This is a genomic window from Streptomyces sp. NPDC047886, from assembly GCF_043204435.1.
Lineage (GTDB): Bacteria > Actinomycetota > Actinomycetes > Streptomycetales > Streptomycetaceae > Streptomyces.
Window position 1 is genome coordinate 302382 of record NZ_JBIDCF010000006.1, and the last position, 19590, is coordinate 321971.

Genomic DNA, 19590 nt, shown 5'->3' on the forward strand with positions numbered 1-19590 from the left:
GTGCGCGGCACGCCGAACGTCTCTAGCGTCGCGTGCATGAGGACACATCCGCAGCGCTTCGAGATCCTGGTCGTCCCCCAGCACGCCGAGGGCCGGGACGCCGCGCACCTCGCCGAGGTGGCGATCCGCTCGGCCGTCGTGGAGGCCACCGGCGAGACGGGCGCCTCCGGCTACCCCCGGTATGCGGGCGAGGGCCTCGTCGCGGACATCGACCCGGAGACCCGTACCGTCGAGGCCCTCCTGGTGGACGGCGCGGAGCTCGACTACGGCCTGTCGGCACGGATCACGGACGTCGGCGCACCGGGCGACCCGACGGGGGACCAGGACCGTTGACAGCGGCGCCGAGGAAACGGAGACTCGGGCCCGTCCGACGATGAACGGCCGTTCACGGACGAGCGGCCGAGGCAGGGGGAGCGACCCGATGACCACCCGCGACGTCTACGTCCTGGACGCCGTCCGCACGCCGATCGGCAGGTTCGGCGGCGCGCTCTCCTCCGTACGCCCCGACGACCTCGCCGCCCATGTCGTCCGGGCGCTCGTGGACCGCACCCCGGACCTCGACCCCGCCAGGATCGACGACGTCTACTTCGGCGACGCCAACGGCGCGGGCGAGGACAACCGCGACGTGGCCCGCATGGCGGTGCTCCTCGCGGGTCTGCCCGTGACGGTGCCCGGCGTGACCGTCAACCGGCTCTGCGGATCCGGCCTCGAAGCCGTCATCCAGGCCGCACGGGCGATCGCGCTCGGTGACGCCTCGGTCGCGGTCGCGGGCGGCGTCGAGTCCATGTCACGCGCGCCCTGGGTGCTCCAGAAGCCGGAACGCGCCTTCCCGGCCGGTCACCAGCAGTTGCACTCGACCACGCTCGGCTGGCGCATGACCAACCCGAGGATGCCCGCCGAGTGGACCGTCTCGCTCGGCGAGGGCGCCGAACTCATCGCCGACAAGCACGCGCTGAGCAGGGAGCGGCAGGACGCGTTCGCGCTGGCGAGCCATCAGAAGGCCGCCGCCGCGTGGGCGAAGGGCCTGTACGACGGAGAGGTCGTCCCGTACGACGGCGTGGACCTGACGCGCGACGAGTGCATACGCGACACCACCTCCATGGAGGCCCTGGCGAAGCTGAAGCCGTCGTTCCGCGCCGACGGCACGGTCACCGCCGGCAACGCCTCACCGCTCAACGACGGCGCCGCCGCGCTGCTCCTCGTCGACGAGGAGGGGCTGCGCGCGAGCGGCCGTGAGCCGCTCGCCCGGATCAGGGCCTCCGCCGTCACCGGGATCGAACCGCAGCTGTTCGGGCTCGGCCCGGTGGAGGCGGTCCAGCGGGCCCTGGCGAAGTCCGGCCGCACCTTCGCCGACCTCACCACGTTCGAGCTGAACGAGGCGTTCGCCGCGCAGTCGCTCGGCTGCCTCGCCGAGTGGCCGGACCTCGACCCGTCGGTCGTCAACCCGCGCGGCGGTGCCATCGCCATCGGCCACCCGCTCGGCGCTTCCGGCGCCCGGCTGGCGGGCGCGGTCGCCCACCAGCTGGCCGCCGCGGGCTCCGGCACGGGCCTGGCGGCCCTGTGCATCGGCGTCGGTCAGGGCCTGGCACTGGTCCTGGAGCGCTGAACCGGTCCCGGAGCCCTGAACGCCGCCGAGTGGCGGGGAGGCGTCAGGCCTCCTTCGGCCCGCCGTTCGCGATCGACGCGCGGACCGCGTCCATGTCGAGCTTGCGCGCCTGCCCGATCAGGTCCTCCAGAGCGGCCTCGGGCAGGGCGCCCGGCTCGGCGAAGACGGCGACCTTGTCACGGACGATCATCAGGGTCGGAATCGACTGGATGCCGAACGCGGCGGCGAGCTCCTGCTGCGCCTCGGTATCGACCTTGCCGAAGACCAGATCGGGGTGGCGTTCGGACGCGCCTTCGAAGATCGGGCCGAACGTCCGGCACGGACCGCACCAGGAAGCCCAGAAGTCGATCAGCACGAACTCGTTGTCCGTGACGACCTGGTCGAAGTTGTCCTTGGTGAGCTCAACAGTGCTCATGCTGTCCGCCTCTTCCGGCTGTCCGTTGGTGCCCCGGAGAACGGTGCCCGGGGTCGTCGTATTCCGTTGTGCCGCCGAGCCGCTGCCGCCGCCGTGCGGTCTTCCCGCTGTGTCGACTGCCCGGCCGGCCGCGCCGCACACGTACCGTGCGCGGATCACGGCTGATCACGGCTGATGACGGCGGATCGCGCCGGGAAGACGTGGGGGCCACGTGCCCGACGCGCCGGGGAGATCAGTCCGGGAACTCCCCGGCCATCGCGGCGGCGAGGCGCAGATGCGGTGCGGCCTCCGCCGCCCGCCCCAGCCGCTCCAGGGTGCGGCCCAGCATCAGACGGGCGTAGTGCTCCACCGGATCCCGCTCCAGGAGGGCGCGCAGCTCCGCCTCGGCCAGGCCCAGCCGCGCCGAGTGGTAGTACGCGCGGGCCAGCAGCAGCCGTGGCGCGGTCTGCTCGGGAACCTCGTCGACCAGGCCGCGCAGGATGCCGGCCGCGGTGACGTACTCCTTCGCGTCGAAGAACAGCCGCGCACGCTCCCAGCGCTCGGCGGCCGTGCCGTACTCGTAGTAGGTCTCGCTCACATCCCGTGCAACCCCCGCAGACGGTTGAACATTCCACCACCCGGGACGGGCCCCCGCCGGCCGGGGCCAGGACCCGATCGGGTCCGAGCAGGGCGGCCGGCGGCGCCATCCCCTAGGTTGTGCGGCATGAGCAATCTTGACCGTCAGGCCACGCCCTCCCTCTGCGGCGGCCGGGGCTTCGTCGTCGCCGAACCGGTGCGGGAACTCCTCAGCCCCCGCCATGTACAGCTCGGCGAATCCACCGAGGTCCGCCGACTGCTCCCCAACCTGGGCCGTCGCATGGTCGGCGCCTGGGCCTTCGTCGATCACTACGGCCCCGACGACATCGCCGACGAACCCGGCATGCAGGTACCGCCGCACCCGCACATGGGGCTCCAGACCGTCAGCTGGCTCCACGAGGGCGAGGTCCTGCACCGCGACAGCACCGGCAGCCTGCAGACCGTGCTCCCGCGGCAGCTGGGCCTCATGACCTCGGGCCGGGCCATCGCCCACTCCGAGGAGAGCCCCCGCCCGCACGCCCGCTACCTGCACGGCGCCCAGCTGTGGGTGGCGCTGCCCGACGCCCACCGCCAGGTCGACCCCCGGTTCGAGTACCACGCCGAACTGCCCCACGTCACCGCCCCCGGCGTGACGGCCACGGTCATCCTGGGCACCCTGGACGGTACGACGTCCCCCGGCACGACGTACACCCCGATCGTCGGCGCCGACCTGACCCTCGCCCGAGGCGCCTCGGCCCGCCTCCCGCTGGACCCCGACTTCGAGTACGCGGTCCTCTCCATGTCCGGCGAGGCCCATGTCGACGGCGTCCCCGTCCTGCCCGGCTCGATGCTCTACCTGGGCTGCGGCCGCACTGAACTCCCCCTGCGCGCCGATTCGGACGCGAGCCTGATGCTCCTCGGCGGCGAACCGTTCGCCGAGGAGATCATCATGTGGTGGAACTTCATCGGCCGCTCGCACGAGGAGATCGAGCAGGCCCGCGACGACTGGATGAAGGGCACCCGCTTCGGAGAGGTCACCGGCTACGACGGCGGCCGCCTGCCGGCCCCCGCACTCCCGCCGGTGGCGCTGAAACCGCGGGGAAGGGTGGGCTGACCCCACGCCGACAAGCGCTCCTGTCGGCGGAGTCCGGTACGGCGGAGTCCGGTACGACGAGCCGCAGGCCGCGCCCCGTGCCGGACTCCGCCGCGACCGACGCCGGTCCCGACGTCGGGAGTGACGCCGCGACCGACGCCGGGAGTGCCCGTCCGGTCACGTCGTCGTCGCGGCGGGTACCTCCGGCCGTGCGACCGGGTGGCCGACCGCCTTCGGCAGCGCGAGGACCATGGTGAGGCCGCCGCCGGGCGTGTCCTCGGCCGTGAGCGTGCCGCCCATGACCTCGGCGAAGCCGCGCGCCACCGCGAGGCCGAGGCCCACGCCCGCGCCGCGCGGTGCGTCTCCGTACCGCTGGAACGGGGCGAAGACCTGCTCCTTGGCCTCGTCGGGGATGCCGGGCCCCCGGTCGACCACGCGCAGCTCGACGCGGTCCCCGAGCGCGCTCGCGGAGACGATGACCGGAATGTCCCGCGGACTGTACTTGACGGCGTTCTCGACGACGTTGGCGACCGTCCGCTCCAGCAGGCCACGGTCGACGGTGACCATCGGCAGGGTCTCGGGGATGTCGAGTCCCACGCTGTCCTCCGGTACGCCGCCCAGCGCCATCGGCACGACCTCGTCGAGGTCCGTCTCCCGCAGCAGCGGAGTGACGGTGCCGGTCTGGAGGCGGGACATGTCGAGGAGGTTGCCCACCAGGTGGTCGAGTCGGTCGGCGCCCTCCTCGATGGCGGCGAGCAGCTCGGCGTGGTCCTCGTCGGACCACTCGACGTCATCGGAGCGCAGGGACGTCACCGCCGCCTTGATCGCCGCCAGGGGAGTGCGGAGGTCGTGGCTGACGGCCGCCAGCAGGGCCGTGCGGATCTTGTTCCCCTCGGCGAGCTTGCGGGCCTCCGCCGCTTCGCCCACCAGCCGCCGCCGGTCGAGGACGACGGCGGCCTGCGCGGCGAACGCGCCGAGGACGCGGCGGTCCTCGGCGGGCAGGACGCGGCCGGTCAGCGCGAGAGCCAGATGGTCGCCGACCGGCATGTCGACGTCGGCGTCCTCCGGCCGCGCGGGACGCGCCTCCACGGTGCCGACGCCGGCCGCGCAGGTCCACGGGTCGACGTCGCTCTTCCGTTCCAGCATGGCCACCGCCTCCATCTGGAACGTCTCACGGACACGCTCCAGCAGGGCGTCCAGACTGGTCTCGCCGCGCAGGACGCTGCCCGCGAGCAGGGACAGCGTCTCTGATTCGGCCCGCAGGCGAGCCGCCTGCTGGGTGCGGCGGGCGGCGTGGCCGACGACGGACGCCACGGAGACGGCGACCGCGAAGAAGACGCAGATGGCGACGATGTTCTCGGGGTCCGAGATGGTCCAGGTGTGGACGGGCTCGGTGAAGAACCAGTTCAGCAGCAGGGAGCCGGTGGTGGCCGCGAGGAGGGCGGGGAACATGCCGCCGACGAGCGCCGCGCTCACGGTCAGCCCCAGGAACAGCAGCATCTGGTTGGCGAATCCGGCGCCGTCGCCGATGAGGGTCAGCAGCCAGGCGAGGAGGAAGGGGCCGGCGCCGCCCACGAGCCAGCCCCACACCAGCCGGGGCCGGCCCAGCCGGGTGCCGCGGGCCGCCGGCAGGCCGCGGCCCCGGCCGACGGCGTCGTGGGTGACGATGTGGACGTCCAGGTCGGGGCCCGAGTCGCGGGCGACGATCGCGCTGACCCCGGGTCCGAAGACGTACTGCCACGCCTTGCGGCGGCTCGCGCCCAGGACGATCTGGGTGGCGTTGCTCCCCCGGGCGAACTCCAGCAGCGAGGACGGGACGTCGTCCCCGATGACATGGTGGAACGTTCCGCCCAGGTCCTCCACCAGGCTCCGCTGGACGGCGAGCTCCTTCGGGGAGGCGGACGTCAGCCCGTCGCTGCGGGCGATGTAGACGGCGAGGACCTCGCCGCCCGCCCCCTTCTCCGCGAGCCGCGCGGCCCGCCGGATCAGGGTGCGCCCCTCGGGGCCGCCGGTCAGTCCGACGACGATGCGCTCCCGGGCGCCCCAGACCGTCGAGACCGCGTGGTCGGTGCGGTACTGCTTGAGGTACTCGTCGACCCGGTCGGCCACCCACAGCAGCGCCAGTTCGCGCAGGGCCGTGAGGTTGCCCGGCCGGAAGTAGTTCGACAGCGCCGCGTCGATCTTCTCCGGCCGGTAGACGTTGCCGTGCGCCATGCGGCGGCGCAGGGCCTGCGGGGACATGTCGACCAGCTCGATCTGGTCGGCCCGCCGGACCACCTCGTCGGGGACGGTCTCCTGCTGCCGGACACCGGTGATCGACTCCACGACGTCCCCGAGGGACTCCAGGTGCTGGATGTTCACCGTGGATATGACGTCGACCCCGGCGGCCAGCAGCTCCTCGACGTCCTGCCACCGCTTGGCGTTGCGCGAGCCGGGCACGTTGGTGTGCGCCAGCTCGTCCACCACGGCGACGGCCGGGCGCCGGGCCAGGACCGCGTCCACGTCCATCTCGGTGAAGGCGGTGTCGCGGTAGGCGATCTCCCGGCGGGGGATCCGTTCCAGGCCGTGCAGCATCACCTCCGTACGCGGCCGGTCGTGGTGCTCGACGAAGGCGACCACGCAGTCCGTGCCGCGCTCGACGCGGCGGTGCGCCTCGGACAGCATCGCGTACGTCTTGCCGACGCCCGGCGCCGCACCGAGGTAGATCCGTAGCCTGCCGCGTCCCATGCCCTGTCCGTTCCGGTGTCTCGTGATCGAGCGGCCGAGGGGCCGCGTGGTCCTGTCGCCGAGCGGCCGAGCGGCCGAGCGGCCGTGTCGCCGAGTGGGCGCCTTCCGTCGTCCGGAGGATACGGCGGGAGCCGGCGCCCCGGTGACCGTGAAGGCCCCCGGGCGCCGGCCCGCGTGCCGTCGTGCCCGTGCGGCCGTCAGCGCCCGGCCAGGGCCTTGAGGGCGAGGTTCAGCCTCACCACGTTGACGTGCGGTTCGCCGAGGAACCCGGCGGTGCGGCCCTCGGTGTGGTCGGCGACCAGCTGCCGGACCCGTGCCGTGTCGAGCCGGTTGTGCGCCGCCACCCGCTCGACCTGGATGGCCGCGTACTCCGGGGAGATGTGCGGGTCGATCGCGGAGGCGGAGCCGGTGACGGCGTCCTTCGGGACCTCGGACTCGGGTACCTGGTTGAAGGCCGCCACGGCCCTCCTGGCGTCCGCCACCGCCTTGGTCAGGGTCGGGTCCGAGGCGCCGAGCTGGCCGGAGCCGGTCGCCAGCGGGTCGTACCCGCTGTTCGATGGGCGTGGCTGGAACCACCTGGGGTCGGGTTCGTCCGTACCCGGGCGGTTCCAGGTCTGCCCGATCAGCTCCGAGCCGACGACCCGGCCGCCGTCCTCGACGAGGGAGCCGTCGGCCTTGTCGGGGAAGGCGACCTGGGCGATGCCGGTCACGGCGAGCGGGTAGACGACGCCGGTCACGACGGTCAGCACCAGCAGCGCGCGCAGCGCGGCCCAGACGAGCCGGGCGGCGTTTCCTGCGGAGTTGTTCATGAGGGCCGGTCCTAGCCGATTCCGGGAATGAGGGAGATGAGCAGATCGATCAGCTTGATGCCGACGAACGGGGCGATCAGTCCGCCGACGCCGTAGACCGCGAGGTTGCGGCGGAGCATCCTGTCGGCGCCGCTGGGCCGGTAGCGCACACCCTTCAGGGCGAGCGGCACCAGGGCGACGATGATCAGCGCGTTGAAGACGACGGCGGAGAGGATCGCGGACTCGGGGGACGTCAGGCCCATGACGTTGAGCCTGTCCAGGCCCGGATAGGCGACCGCGAACATCGCTGGGATGATGGCGAAGTACTTCGCCACGTCGTTGGCGATCGAGAAGGTGGTGAGCGCGCCCCGGGTGATGAGGAGCTGCTTGCCGATCTGCACGATCTCGATGAGCTTCGTCGGGTTGGAGTCCAGGTCGACCATGTTCCCGGCCTCCTTGGCGGCCGACGTGCCGGTGTTCATGGCCACGCCGACGTCCGCCTGGGCGAGGGCCGGGGCGTCGTTGGTGCCGTCGCCCGTCATCGCGACGAGCCTGCCGCCCGCCTGCTCCCGCTTGATCAGGGCCATCTTGTCCTCGGGCGTCGCCTCCGCCAGGAAGTCGTCGACTCCGGCCTCCTCGGCGATGGCCTTCGCGGTGAGCGGGTTGTCGCCCGTGATCATGACGGTCCTGATGCCCATGCGCCGCAGCTCCTCGAACCGCTCCCGCATGCCCTCCTTGACGACGTCCTTGAGATGGATGACGCCCAGGACACGCGGGCCGTCCGCGTCTTCGACCGCGACGAGCAGCGGCGTACCGCCCGCCTCGGAGATCCGGTCCGCGATCGCGTCGGCGTCCGGGGCGACCTCGCCGCCCCGCTCCCGCACCCAGGCGACCACCGAGGCGGTGGCGCCCTTGCGGATCCTGCGGCCGTCGACGTCGACGCCGCTCATCCGGGACCGGGCCGTGAACGGTATCCACGCCGCGTGGGCGAGTTCGCCCTGATGACGCTCGCGCAGCCCGTACCGCTCCTTGGCGAGGACGACCACGGAACGGCCCTCGGGCGTCTCGTCCGCGAGGGAGGACAGCTGCGCGGCGTCGGCCACCTCGGCGGCGGTGGTGCCCTTCACCGGTACGAAGTCGGCGGCCTGCCGGTTGCCGAGCGTGATCGTGCCGGTCTTGTCGAGCAGCAGCGTCGACACGTCGCCGGCCGCCTCGACGGCCCGCCCGCTCATCGCGAGGACGTTGCGCTGGACCAGCCGGTCCATGCCCGCGATGCCGATGGCCGAGAGCAGGGCGCCGATCGTCGTCGGGATGAGGCACACCAGCAGCGCCGTCAGCACGATGAGCGAGGTCTGGCCGTCGGCCCCCGCGTAGATCGCGAAAGGCTTCAGCGTCACGACGGCCAGCAGGAACACGATCGTCAGGGACGCCAGCAGGATGTTGAGGGCGATCTCGTTCGGGGTCTTCTGCCGGGCCGCCCCCTCCACCAGGCTGATCATCCGGTCGATGAACGTCTCACCCGGCTTGGTGGTGATACGGACGACGATCCGGTCGGACAGCACCTTCGTACCGCCGGTCACGGCCGAACGGTCGCCGCCGGACTCGCGGATGACGGGCGCGGACTCGCCGGTCACGGCCGACTCGTCCACGGAGGCGACACCTTCGACGACGTCGCCGTCCCCGGGGATGACGTCCCCGGCCTCGCAGACCACGAGGTCGCCCACGCGCAGCTCGGTGCCGGGCACCTCTTCCTCACCCCTGCCGTCCTGGACGAGGAGCCGCCGGGCCACGGTGTCGGTCTTCGCCTTGCGCAGGGTGTCGGCCTGGGCCTTGCCGCGCCCTTCGGCGACGGCCTCCGCCAGGTTGGCGAAGACCGTCGTCAGCCACAGCCAGGCGGTGATCGCCCAGCCGAACCAGTCGGACGGGTCCCTCAGCGCCAGGACGGTGGTGGCGACCGACCCGGTCAGCACCACGAACATGACCGGGGACGTGACCATCACCCGGGGGTCGAGTTTGCGCAGCGCGTCCGGAAAGGACCTGAGCAGCTGTCCGGGGTCGAACAGGCCCCGTCCGGCGCGGCCTTCGCCCGCGGGCCCGCGACCGGTCGGCATGTCGCTGTGCGGCGCCGGGGTCAGGGTGGTGGCGGTGGACATGGAGTCCTCGTGCTTCGTGGTGTCGAGGGTCATGAGGCCAGCCCTTCCGCGAGCGGGCCCAGGGCGAGGGCGGGGAAGAAGGTGAGGCCGGTGATGATGAGGATCGCGCCCACGAGCAGGCCGGTGAACAGCGGCTTCTCGGTGCGGAGCGTGCCGGCGGTCTCCGGTACGGGCGTCTGTTCGGCCAGTGACCCGGCGAGCGCCAGTACGAACACCATCGGCAGGAACCGGCCGAGCAGCATGCACAGGCCCAGTGTCGTGTTGAAGAACGGCGTGTTCGCGCCGAAGCCCGCGAAGGCCGAGCCGTTGTTGTTGGACGCGGACGTGTACGCGTAGAGGACTTCGGAGAAGCCGTGCGCGCCGATGTTGGTCATGGCCTCCTCGCCGTCGGGCAGGGCCATCGCCACAGCGGTGCCGACGAGCACCAGGGCGGGTGTGATCAGGATGTAGCAGGCGGCGAGCTTGATCTCTCGGGTGCCGATCTTCCTGCCGAGGTACTCGGGTGTGCGGCCCACCATCAGACCGGCGATGAACACGGCGATGACCGCCATGATCAGCATGCCGTACAGACCGGAGCCGACCCCGCCGGGCGCGATCTCACCGAGCATCATGCCCAGCAGCAGCACACCGCCGGACAGCCCGCTGTACGAGTCGTGGAACGAGTTCACCGAGCCGGTCGACGTCATGGTCGTGGAGACGGCGAACAGAGACGAGGCACCCTCGCCGAACCGCTGCTCCTTGCCCTCCATGGCCCCGCCCGCGAGCTGCGCGGCGGTGCCGGGGTGGGCGAACTCGGTCCAGGTCACCAGCACCACACCGACGAACCAGATCACCGCCATGGCGGAGACGACGGCGTACCCCTGCCTGACCGAGCCGACCATCCTTCCGAAGGTGCGCGGCAGGGAGAACGGGATCACCAGGAGGAGGAAGATCTCCAGGAGGTTGGAGAAGCCGTCGGGGTTCTCGAAGGGGTGGGAGGAGTTGGCGTTGAAGTAGCCGCCGCCGTTGGTCCCGAGGTTCTTCACGGCCTCCTGCGAGGCGACGGCGCCGGGGGAGATGTGCTGGGTCTGCCCGGTGACGGTGGTGATCTCCTGGATGCCGCCGAAGTTCTGGATCGCGCCCGCGGCGACCAGCAGCAGGGCCGCGACCACGGAGACCGGAACCAGGATCCGTACGACGCCCCGGACCAGGTCCGCCCAGAAGTTGCCCAGATCGCCGGTGCGCGACCGGGTGAAGCCGCGCACGAGCGCGACGGCGACGGCGATGCCGACGGCGGCGGACACGAAGTTCTGCACGGCGAGGCCGCCGGTCTGGGTGAGGTGGCTCATCGCCGACTCACCGGAGTACGACTGCCAGTTGGTGTTCGAGACGAACGAGGCGGCTGTGTTGAACGCCTGGTCCGGTGTGAGGGACGCGAAGCCGAGCGACAGCGGCAGCTGGTCCTGGAACCGCGTCAGCAGGTACAGGAACAGCACGCCGACGCCGGAGAAGGCGAGGACGGCCCGCAGGTAGGCGGGCCAGCTCATCCGCGTGTCCGGGTTCGCGCCGACCGCGCGGTACATCCACCTCTCGACACGCAGGTGCCTGTCGGAGGAGAAGACGGCGGCCATGTAGTCGCCGAACGGTCGGTGCACCAGGGCAAGCGCGACGACGAGCGCGGTCACCTGGGCGACAGCAGCGAGGACGGGGCTCATGGACGGGCTCAGAACCTCTCCGGCTTGACGAGGGCTAGGACCAGGTAGCCCAGGAGGGCTATGGCCACGAGCAGCCCGACGACGTTCTCGGCACTCACAGCTTCGCCACCCCCCGGGCGACGAGGACCACGAGCGCGAACACCGCGACGGTGGTGAGGACGAAGGCCAGGTCGGCCACCGCGAGCTCCTAAGAAAGAGGGTCGGAACGGGACTTCCCGAGGAAATCCCGTTCCTGGCGGGAACCCGGCCCCTGTTGACGGGCTCCATACGCCCGCGAACGCGGGCTTGACGCGATTCATACGCACGGGCTCCGAGCTGTCCGGACGAGGTGGCCGAAGGGGCCCGGGGACACGGTGGACGAGTGACGTCAGGACGGGGGACCGCCGGGGAGCGCCGTCGCGCCCCTTACCGGCCGTCGGCGGCTCCACGGGCACGTCACACCATCGGGCGCGGGTGCTGCGCCTGTCGCCGCCCCGGTGTGGCGGGCGGCCCCCGCCGCGCCCAGCGTGGAACGGGCAGGCCGGGACCGCCCCGGCCCCTTACCCGCGAGGTCCCCGTGCAGGAACCGCATCTGCTGCCCGGCTCCCGTGGCGAGCCCGCCGACCGTGGTCCGGTCACGCGCGAGGCGCCACGCACCACGGCCCCGGAGGACCGGTCCCGCCGGGCGACGCTGTGGCTCGGCGCCGTCGCCGTGGCGTTCGTGTCGGCTCAGCTGGCGCTGGTGGCGCCCGGTCTGGGCCTGGGCTGGGACGAGACGGTGTACGTCAGCCAGGTCGGGCGGCAGGGCCCCGCCGCGTTCTTCAGCGCGCCCCGCGCCCGGGGCGTCTCCTTCCTCGCCGCCCCCGTCGCGGCGCTCACCCCGTCGGTCCCGGCGCTGCGGCTGTGGCTGGCCGTCCTGTCCGGCCTCGGCCTGTTCCTCGCCCTGCGGGTGTGGCGCCCGCTGCTGCCCGCACCGGTGCTCGCGGTGGCCGGCGGCCTGTTCGCCAGCCTGTGGATCACGCTGTACTACGGGCCGCAGGCGATGCCGAACCTCTGGGCCGCGTACGGCGCTCTGGCCGCGGTCGGCTTCTTCCTGCGCGCGGCCCGCGACCCCGGCGACTCCCGGTCCCTGGCGGGACTCGCCGCCGCCGTGGCGTGGGTAGCGCTGATGCGGCCGCCGGACGCCGTACCGCTCGTGCTGCTGTCGGCGGCGGGTTCCCTGGCGGTGCGAGCCTGGCGGCGGCCGGTGCTGTGGGGCGTGCTTGCCGCCGGTCTCCTCGTCGGCGGCGCGGAATGGGTGATCGAGGCGTACGTCCGCTACGGCGGCCTCGCCGCGCGGCTGGACCGGGCCGGCGAGATCCAGGGCGAACTCGGCTGGTACGTCGCCGTCGACGACCATGTCCGGGCACTGGGCGGCCGTACGCTCTGCCGCCCCTGCGACGTGCCCTGGCGGAGCCCGGTCACCGCGCTGTGGTTCCTCGTCCTGCCGCTGTTCGTGGCCGGCGGACTCCGGGTGGCCGCCGGGACGCGTCACCGCACGGCCACGGTGCTGGCCGCCGTCACCGGCGGCGGGCTCGCGCTGCCGTATCTGTTCACCATCGACTACGCGGCTCCCCGCTTCCTGCTCCCCGCGTACGCCCTGCTCGCCCTGCCGGTCGCGGTGCTCCTCGTGCGGCTCGCGGGCATCCGGACCTCGTGGCGGCCCGCCGTGCCCGCCCTCTGCGCGCTCGCGCTGCTGGGGCACCTGGCGGTCCAGTACAAGGTGCTCGACTCGGTCACGCGGCGGGTGCGCGCCGACACCGTCACGCTCACCGGTATCGCCGCCGAACTCCGGGCGGTCGGGGTGCGTCCGCCCTGCGTGGTGACCGGAGAGGACGCGATCCGCATCGCGTACCGGGCGGGGTGCGCCTCCCGCCAGCCCGCCGGTCCCGACGCCGGAATCACCCCGGCCGGCCTCGCGCGGGCGGCCGAGCGGCAGCCGGTCGCCGTACTGCTGTCCCGGGGAGCGGCGGTTCCCGCGTACGCCCGTGGCTGGGCCGTGCACCACCTCCCCGACCTGCCCCAACGCCCCGGGTTCCACATGCTGGTGTCCCCGTCGGCACACCCCTGAGGGCGGCGCTCCGGTGGGTCGGCGCTCCACGGGGCGGGCGGGCCGCCGGCGTCCGCCGGTTCCCCGTCACTTGGGCGGCAGACCCGAGGCGAACGCCCAGCCCGCGTCGAGCCATTCCGCCAGCGCGCCGTCCTCGGCGACCGCGGCCCCGGCGACCACCACCCAGCCGCGCATGGGGCGGCCCGTCATGTCGAAGACCTCGGCACCCGGCCGGGTGAGCGCCTCGTCGGCCGCGTCGGGGCCGACGCGGACCAACAGGTCGTCACCGACGACGCCGACGGCCATGTTCCCCCGGCAGAGGAAGGCGACCCCGCCGAACATGTGCCTCTCGGAGACGTCCGGGCCCGCGCCCAGCCGCTCGCGGATCCTCTCCGCCAGACCCGGGTCGTACGCCATGGTCCGTCACCCCTGCCCGGTCAGCCTGGCTTCGAGGTCGCGCAGGTCCTTGTCGAGATGGCCGCGCACCTGTCGGGCCAGGAGCGGTCCTGCCAGCCGGTAGAGACCGCCACCACCGCCCTGCACGCGGATCCGCGCCCGGGTCCCCTCGGGGGCGGGCTCGAAGGTGTACGTGATGTGCATGGGCATCGGCCCGGCCACGGACACCATGTCCAGGAGTCGTGGGGGTTCGTGGGCCGCCACGCGCAGCACGTAGTCGATGCGGCGGCCCAGGAAGTAGGCCGTGCGGGTGACCTCGGCGCCCGTGCCGAACCCGCCACCGGGCGCCTCCCTCGTCAGCTCCGCCATGCGGATGCCCTGCGTCCACTCCGCGTCGTGGCGCCAGTCCATGGCGTACGCGGCCACCCGCTCGGGCGGCAGCGGGATGGTGCGCCGCGCGGTGACGTCGATCGTCATGCCTCCAGCTTCACGGCCCGGTGGCGCGGGCGCGCGCCGTCCCGCCCCCCCCCGTTCGTCGTCCCGCCCCGGTTGTCCGCCCGGTGTACTCCGGCTCACGGGCCGGGTACGCGACCCCGCGTCTCCTCCCGCGCGGCTCCGCTGGACCTGACGGTCCGCCGCGCCGACGCGGGAGGGAGTGCGCGGTCAGCCGCCGAGACGGCCGCGGAGAAGCTGTTTGCCCAGCTCGGCGCCCTTGCGGCTGTCGCTCTGCGCCTTACGGAACAGTTCGGCCACCTCGCTGTCGTTCTCCCGCTCCGCGTCCTGGATGTAGGTCTCCAGCCGCAGGGCGTTGCTCAGGCACGCCTCCACGTACCAGATCAGGTTGTAGTCCTTGTCCTTGGTGCCGGTGACGCCGCCGGTCTCGGTGCTGCTCATGGGTGCCGTCCTCCAGATGGGAATGGGGCCTGGCCCGGCGACCGCGGCCTCCTCGGTGGTTCGGGGGCTCGGGGTGCCGGGACGGGCCGTCAGCACACCGACCGTAATCCGGGCCGGGGCGCCGGAAGGCCGGCGCCGCCGTGCTGGAGGACGGTTCACACCGAAGGCCGCCGCCGTCCGCGTGACGGGGCGCGCCTGACCGGCGGCGCCGAGCCGCGACGACGGGCGCCTTCCCCGGCGAAGGGAGGAGATCGTGCTTAGGGTGACCAGAAAGGAACAATGGGCATATCGGGCGAAGTGAAGGTGGGTGTGATGGCGCTGTTCCTGTTTCTGCTCCTCGTGGCGGTGGCCCTCGGGATCATCGGCGCCGTGGTCGAGGGGCTGCTGTACCTGCTCGTCATCGGCGTCGTCGTCTTCGTCGTCGCGTTCGCCTACGTCGCCGTGCGGTTCCGGCGCGGTGGCCGCAGGCGCCACTGACCGGCCCCACGCCCGGACAGGGGCCGGCCGGCCGTGCTCCCCGGCCCGCAAGGGGACGCGGGGTGGGCGGTCATTGGCCTACCCGGCCGTCGATCCGCTCGCGCAGGAGGTCGGCGTGGCCGCAGTGCCGCGCGTACTCCACGATCTGCGCCACCAGGATGTCGCGCAGCGGCACGTCACCACCGGGGCGCGCGCCGAGGTCGGCGAAGCCGGCGATGAACCGGTCGGTCAGTTCCACCTCGGCCCGCCACCGGCGCCAGGCGTCTTCCACGACCGCCGGGTCGGCGATCGCGCCGTTCCAGTCGGCGTCGCGGTCCTCGGCGGTGCGGTAGATCCTCGGCGAATCCTCGCCGGCCATCCGGCGGACGTGCCGCTCGTCCTCGGCCATGTGCCGCACCAGCCCGAGCAGGGACATCGTCGACGGTGGGGACGAGCGCCGGGCCAGCTGCTCGGCGTCCAGCCCCGCGCACTTCATCTCGACGGTGAGGCGGAAGTAGCGCAGGTTGTCGAGCAGCGTGTCGCGTTCACCGGCAGTCTCGGCATCGGTCTCGCGCGGATCGTCCTCCGGATCGACCCACATGTCGGGGTGGACGGTGGCGGGCGTCCACCGAGTCGGCGACGCTTCATCGACGTGTCTGCCTGAGGCCGTGCGGGCATCGGAGTCCATGGGGGCATCGTCGTGCGCCTCGGTCCCGTCGGCCACCGAATTTCGCCCGCTCGTCACGGGTCGTCAGTCCTCCGGCTGCCGGCCTCCGCGGCCACGGGCGCCAGCCCGCCGAGCCCGCCGAGTAGAGGCCGGAAGAGGGCGGCGCCGCGTGGGGCGTGCCCACGCGGCGCCGTCTGCCGAAGCCCCGGGACCGTCCGGGGCGTTCGGTGCTCAGGTGTCCGGACGCGGTTTCGGCGCGCCCACGGCCCGTGTCAGGGGCGGCTGGTGAGGTAGCCGCCCATGGAGGTGAAGTACTCGGTCGCCGGCAGCTCGCGGCCGTCCTCGGTGCGTACGCGCGTGACGGCCAGTCCGTGGTTGCGGCCGGTGCGGGCGTCGGCGCCGGCGACGATCACCACGCCCTCGCCCTCGCGGTAGAAGATCCGGCCGGGAGTGCCGCCGTAGCGGCCCTCGGACACGACGGCGGAGAGCACCTCCAGGCGCTTGCCCTTGTGGAAGGTGAAGGCCGGCGGGTAGGGGGCGGACTGGGCGCGGACGAGGCGCTCCAGGACCTCGGCGGGCCAGTCCCAGTTGATGCGGATGTCCTCTTCCGACCGCTTGTGGAAGAAGCTGGCCTGGGAGCGGTCCTGCTTGGTGAACTCCGTCTGTCCCGAGGCGATCAGGTCGAGAGCGCCGATGGTGACGGGGGCGATGAGGTCGACGGTCTTGTGGAAGAGGTCCGTCGCGGTGTCGGTCGGCTCCACCTTCACCGCGCGCTGGTCCACGATGTCGCCGGCGTCGAGCTCCTCGTCCATCATGTGGGCCGTGACGCCGACTTCGGGCTCGCCGTTGATGAGGGCCCAGATGATGGGGGAGAAGCCGGCGTACTTGGGCAGCAGGGAGTCGTGGATGTTCAGGGTGCCGTGACGCGGCAGGCCGTAGACGCGCGGGGGGATCCACGTCCGCCAGTTGTTGGCCACGATGATGTCCGGGTCGGCCTCCTTGAGCCGCTCGAACAGCTCCTCGTCGTCGGGCCGGTTGCGGATGACCACGGGGACGCCGTGCTCCTCGGCGAGGTCGGCGACGGAATCGCTCCAGATCTTCTCGTAGGCGTGCTCGCTCTTGGGGTGCGTCACGACCAGCACGACGTCGTGTTCGGAGTCCAGGAGCGCTTGGAGGGTGCGGTGCCCCCAGGTCTGATAACCGAACATGACGACCCGCATGGGGGTTCCTCCTCAGAAGAGCGATTGACCGGCGATAAGTAAAGCAAGCCTTACCTAAGGGTGCAACACGCCATGATTCTCAGGGTGTTTGGCGCCATGGCCTCCAACTTGTCGGTTTTGTCCCGTCGACAGGTTGGCCAGATCAGGTTAGCTTTACCTAAGTTCTGCTCGGCCGCCGTCACCGGTGTGTCCGGCTCCCCGTTTTCCCCCACGCCTCACAGGCGGCTGTCCCGCACGATGGGAGTGACATGTCTCAGGTTCTTCCTGGCGACGCACCTCTGGTCCACGACCTCATAGGCATCGGCTTCGGCCCGTCCAATGTGGCCATGGCGATAGCGCTCAGCGAGCACAACGCTCGCGTCGGCAGGCAGGAGGCGGTCACTGCTCACTTCTTCGAGCAGCAGCCGAGCTTCGGCTGGCACCGCGGCATGCTCATCGACGACGCGACCATGCAGGTGTCCTTCCTCAAGGACCTGGTGACCCTCCGCAACCCGGCCAGCGAGTACAGCTTCCTGTGCTACCTGCAGAGCAAGGGCCGGCTGATCGACTTCGTCAACCACAAGAACCTGTTCCCGCTGCGGGTCGAGTTCCACGACTACTTCGAGTGGGCGGCGGCGAAGGTCGACGACATGGTGTCGTACGGTCACCAGGTCATCGCCGTCGAGCCGGTCGTCCGCGACGGTGTGGTGGAGTACCTGGACGTCACGGCCCGTTCCGGTGCCGAACTCGTCGTCCACCGGGCCCGCAACCTCGTCATCGGCACCGGACTGCGCCCGCTCATGCCGGAGGGCGTCGAGCGGACGGACCGCGTCTGGCACAGCTCCGACCTGCTGTCCAAGGTGGAGGGCCTGGAGGGCACCGACCCCGCCCGGTTCGTCGTCGTCGGCGCCGGCCAGAGCGCCGCCGAGAACGTCGCCTACCTCCACCGCCGCTTCCCGCAGGCCGAGGTCTGCGCCGTCTTCTCCCGGTACGGCTACAGCCCCGCCGACGACAGCAGCTTCGCCAACCGCATCTTCGACCCCGCCGCGGTCGACGAGTACTTCACGGCGCCCGACGACATCAAGCGCAAGCTGATGGACTACCACGGCAACACCAACTACTCCGTGGTGGACATCGACCTGATCGACGACCTGTACCGGCAGGAGTACCAGGAGAAGGTGCTCGGCACCGAGCGTCTGCGCTTCCTCAACGTCTCCCGCCTCACCGGTGTCGAGGAGGGCGGCGAGAAGGTCCAGGCCGTCGTGACGTCCCTGGTCACCGGCGAGGAGACCCGGCTGGACGCCGACGTCGTGGTGTTCGGCACCGGCTACAGCCAGGCCGATCCGTTCGGCCTCCTCGGCGAGATCGGCGACCGCTGCGAGCGCGACGAGCAGGGCCGGGTACGCGTCGAGCGCGACTACCGTGTCACGACCGACCCCGCGGTGCGCTGCGGCATCTACCTGCAGGGCGGCACCGAGCACACCCACGGCATCACGTCGCCCCTGCTGTCCAACACGGCGATCAGGGTCGGCGAGATCCTGGACTCCATCCTCGACCGGGATCTGAAGGCCACCCTCGACGAGGCCCGGCCGGTCGCCGACGGTATCGGCACGGCCCGCTAGGGAACCGCTCCCTCCGAAAAGTCCTCCCTCCAGGGGCCCCTTCCGCCAGGGGCTCCCCTGGCGGGGCCAGGGACCTGCCTGGTCGCCCCCCACACCGCCCTGCCCGCCGGTAACGCCGTCATACCCGGCGGACGGGGCACGCACCGTGAAACCCCCGTGAAAGGAACAACCGTGTCCACTGGTACACGCCCCGCGCTGACGCGGCTCATCAGAAACGTCCCGCGCGTCGCTGTCGCCGCCGTCGCCGCGTTCGCCCTGACCGCCTGTGGGGGCGGCACCGAGAAGTCGGCCGAGCCCGCGGACAAGGCCGGCGACGCGTCCGCCGCCTTCCCGGTGACGGTCGAGCACAAGTACGGCAGCACGACGATCGACAAGGAGCCGAAGACGGTCGTCACGCTCGGCCTGTCCGACCAGGACGCCGTGCTGGCGCTCGGCGTCAAGCCGGTCGGCTCGGTGGACTGGTTCAAGGAGCAGCCGTACGGCAAGTGGCCGTGGGCCAAGGACAAGTGGGGTTCCACGCCGCCGCAGATCGTCGGTGAGCGGGACGAGTACAACATCGAGAAGATCGCCGCGCTCAAGCCGGACCTCGTCATCGCCCAGTACTCGGGCATGAAGAAGGAGCAGTACGACACCCTCTCGAAGTTCACCAAGGTCGTCGCCCAGCCCAAGGGCCACGAGGACTACCAGGCTCCCTGGCAGGACATGACCCGGCAGATCGGCAAGGCGCTGGGCAAGGACACCGAGACCGAGAAGCTGATCGCCGACATCGATGCCCGCTTCAAGGCCGTCCGCGACAAGCACCCGGAGTGGAAGGGCAAGACCGTCACCGTCGGCGAGCCCTACGAGCCGGGCAAGTTCTCCGCGTTCTCGCCCAAGGACCCGAAGGTCATCTTCCTGGCGGAGATGGGCTTCACCACATCCGAGACGTACCGCAAGGCCCTCGGCAAGGACAACATCGCCGACCTCAGCGCCGAGCGGTTCGACGTCATGGAGGCCGACCGGACGGTGTGGCTGGGCACCCCCGACACGGAGAAGGCCATGAAGGCCGACCCGCTGTACCAGAAGACCAAGGTGCACCAGGAGAAGCGGGACCTGTTCCTGCCGTACGACAGCCCGGACATCGGCGCCGCGCTCTCCTTCAACACCGTGCTGTCGATCCCGTACGCCATCGACCAGGTCGTGCCGATGCTCGAGGCCATCAAGTAAGGCGACCCGCCCGCACGACCGCGCCCGCCCGGTGACCGTCCCGCCGGGCGG

The 19590-nt window shown here is 71.9% G+C and carries 19 protein-coding genes; 7 read left to right on the forward strand and 12 right to left on the reverse strand.

The genetic code is table 11. From position 1 onward, the window contains the following. Positions 1–36 precede the first annotated feature (36 nt). On the forward strand, positions 37–333 hold the full coding sequence (locus ACGF5U_RS21885) for a hypothetical protein (protein WP_392711642.1): 297 nt from the start codon (positions 37–39) through the stop codon (positions 331–333). 88 nt (positions 334–421) lie between these two features. Next, complete coding sequence (locus ACGF5U_RS21890) at positions 422–1606, forward strand: thiolase family protein (RefSeq protein ID WP_392711643.1); 1185 nt, start codon at positions 422–424, stop codon at positions 1604–1606. A gap of 43 nt (positions 1607–1649) precedes the next feature. Here ACGF5U_RS21890 and trxA read toward each other — a convergent pair whose 3' ends face one another. Beyond that, positions 1650–2021 carry a thioredoxin gene (trxA, locus tag ACGF5U_RS21895; RefSeq protein WP_392711644.1) on the reverse strand — a complete coding sequence of 124 codons (372 nt, stop codon included), beginning with the start codon at positions 2019–2021 and terminating at the stop codon, positions 1650–1652. Positions 2022–2253: 232 nt separating this feature from the next. Next, positions 2254–2598 carry a tetratricopeptide repeat protein gene (locus tag ACGF5U_RS21900; RefSeq protein WP_392711646.1) on the reverse strand — a complete coding sequence of 115 codons (345 nt, stop codon included), beginning with the start codon at positions 2596–2598 and terminating at the stop codon, positions 2254–2256. 126 nt (positions 2599–2724) lie between these two features. Here ACGF5U_RS21900 and ACGF5U_RS21905 point away from each other — a divergent pair, with 126 nt between their 5' ends. After that, the gene (locus ACGF5U_RS21905; protein WP_392711647.1) at positions 2725–3690 is read left to right on the forward strand and encodes a pirin family protein; all 966 of its coding nucleotides are present in this window, start codon (positions 2725–2727) and stop codon (positions 3688–3690) included. 156 nt (positions 3691–3846) lie between these two features. Here ACGF5U_RS21905 and ACGF5U_RS21910 read toward each other — a convergent pair whose 3' ends face one another. From ACGF5U_RS21910 to kdpF, 5 genes are all read right to left on the reverse strand, one after another. Then, positions 3847–6396: a DUF4118 domain-containing protein gene (locus ACGF5U_RS21910; protein WP_392711648.1), complete on the reverse strand. Its 2550-nt coding sequence runs from the start codon at positions 6394–6396 to the stop codon at positions 3847–3849. A 197-nt stretch (positions 6397–6593) separates the two neighbouring features. Further along, complete coding sequence (kdpC, locus tag ACGF5U_RS21915) at positions 6594–7205, reverse strand: potassium-transporting ATPase subunit KdpC (RefSeq protein WP_392711649.1); 612 nt, start codon at positions 7203–7205, stop codon at positions 6594–6596. An 11-nt stretch (positions 7206–7216) separates the two neighbouring features. Next, the gene (gene kdpB / locus ACGF5U_RS21920) at positions 7217–9370 is read right to left on the reverse strand and encodes a potassium-transporting ATPase subunit KdpB (RefSeq protein WP_392711651.1); all 2154 of its coding nucleotides are present in this window, start codon (positions 9368–9370) and stop codon (positions 7217–7219) included. Next, on the reverse strand, positions 9367–11031 hold the full coding sequence (gene kdpA, locus ACGF5U_RS21925; protein ID WP_392711652.1) for a potassium-transporting ATPase subunit KdpA: 1665 nt from the start codon (positions 11029–11031) through the stop codon (positions 9367–9369). Before kdpA ends, kdpB begins: the two co-directional genes overlap by 4 nt. Positions 11032–11039: 8 nt before the next feature. After that, the gene (kdpF, locus tag ACGF5U_RS21930) at positions 11040–11129 is read right to left on the reverse strand and encodes a K(+)-transporting ATPase subunit F (protein ID WP_392711654.1); all 90 of its coding nucleotides are present in this window, start codon (positions 11127–11129) and stop codon (positions 11040–11042) included. 458 nt (positions 11130–11587) lie between these two features. On the opposite strand from kdpF, the gene ACGF5U_RS21935 reads away from it, so the two are divergent. Continuing rightward, positions 11588–13120 (forward strand): hypothetical protein, encoded by a 1533-nt coding sequence (locus ACGF5U_RS21935; protein ID WP_392711656.1) that lies wholly within the window; start codon positions 11588–11590, stop codon positions 13118–13120. Positions 13121–13186: 66 nt separating this feature from the next. Here the strand turns inward: ACGF5U_RS21935 and ACGF5U_RS21940 are convergent, their stop codons facing one another. The 3 genes from ACGF5U_RS21940 to ACGF5U_RS21950 all read right to left on the reverse strand — a co-directional run bounded on the left by ACGF5U_RS21940 (position 13187) and on the right by ACGF5U_RS21950 (position 14389). Beyond that, entirely contained in the window at positions 13187–13516 is a 330-nt protein-coding gene (locus ACGF5U_RS21940; RefSeq protein WP_392711657.1) for a TfoX/Sxy family protein, read from the reverse strand. A gap of 6 nt (positions 13517–13522) precedes the next feature. After that, on the reverse strand, positions 13523–13972 hold the full coding sequence (locus ACGF5U_RS21945) for an SRPBCC family protein (RefSeq protein WP_392711658.1): 450 nt from the start codon (positions 13970–13972) through the stop codon (positions 13523–13525). A 186-nt stretch (positions 13973–14158) separates the two neighbouring features. Further along, the gene (locus tag ACGF5U_RS21950) at positions 14159–14389 is read right to left on the reverse strand and encodes a hypothetical protein (protein WP_392711660.1); all 231 of its coding nucleotides are present in this window, start codon (positions 14387–14389) and stop codon (positions 14159–14161) included. A 312-nt stretch (positions 14390–14701) separates the two neighbouring features. Between ACGF5U_RS21950 and ACGF5U_RS21955 the strand changes: the two genes are divergently transcribed. Beyond that, the gene (locus ACGF5U_RS21955; protein WP_392711661.1) at positions 14702–14866 is read left to right on the forward strand and encodes a hypothetical protein; all 165 of its coding nucleotides are present in this window, start codon (positions 14702–14704) and stop codon (positions 14864–14866) included. Between the two features lie 70 nt (positions 14867–14936). Here ACGF5U_RS21955 and ACGF5U_RS21960 read toward each other — a convergent pair whose 3' ends face one another. Next, positions 14937–15533: a DinB family protein gene (locus tag ACGF5U_RS21960; RefSeq protein ID WP_392711662.1), complete on the reverse strand. Its 597-nt coding sequence runs from the start codon at positions 15531–15533 to the stop codon at positions 14937–14939. Between the two features lie 251 nt (positions 15534–15784). Beyond that, entirely contained in the window at positions 15785–16732 is a 948-nt protein-coding gene (locus tag ACGF5U_RS21965; protein WP_392711663.1) for a methionyl-tRNA formyltransferase, read from the reverse strand. Between the two features lie 248 nt (positions 16733–16980). Between ACGF5U_RS21965 and ACGF5U_RS21970 the strand changes: the two genes are divergently transcribed. Then, positions 16981–18333, forward strand: coding sequence for a lysine N(6)-hydroxylase/L-ornithine N(5)-oxygenase family protein (locus ACGF5U_RS21970; protein ID WP_392711664.1), 1353 nt, complete (start codon positions 16981–16983; stop codon positions 18331–18333). Positions 18334–18504: 171 nt separating this feature from the next. After that, a complete protein-coding gene (locus ACGF5U_RS21975) occupies positions 18505–19539 on the forward strand; it encodes an iron-siderophore ABC transporter substrate-binding protein (RefSeq protein ID WP_392711666.1) in 1035 nt (344 codons plus the stop codon). Positions 19540–19590: the final 51 nt, after the last annotated feature.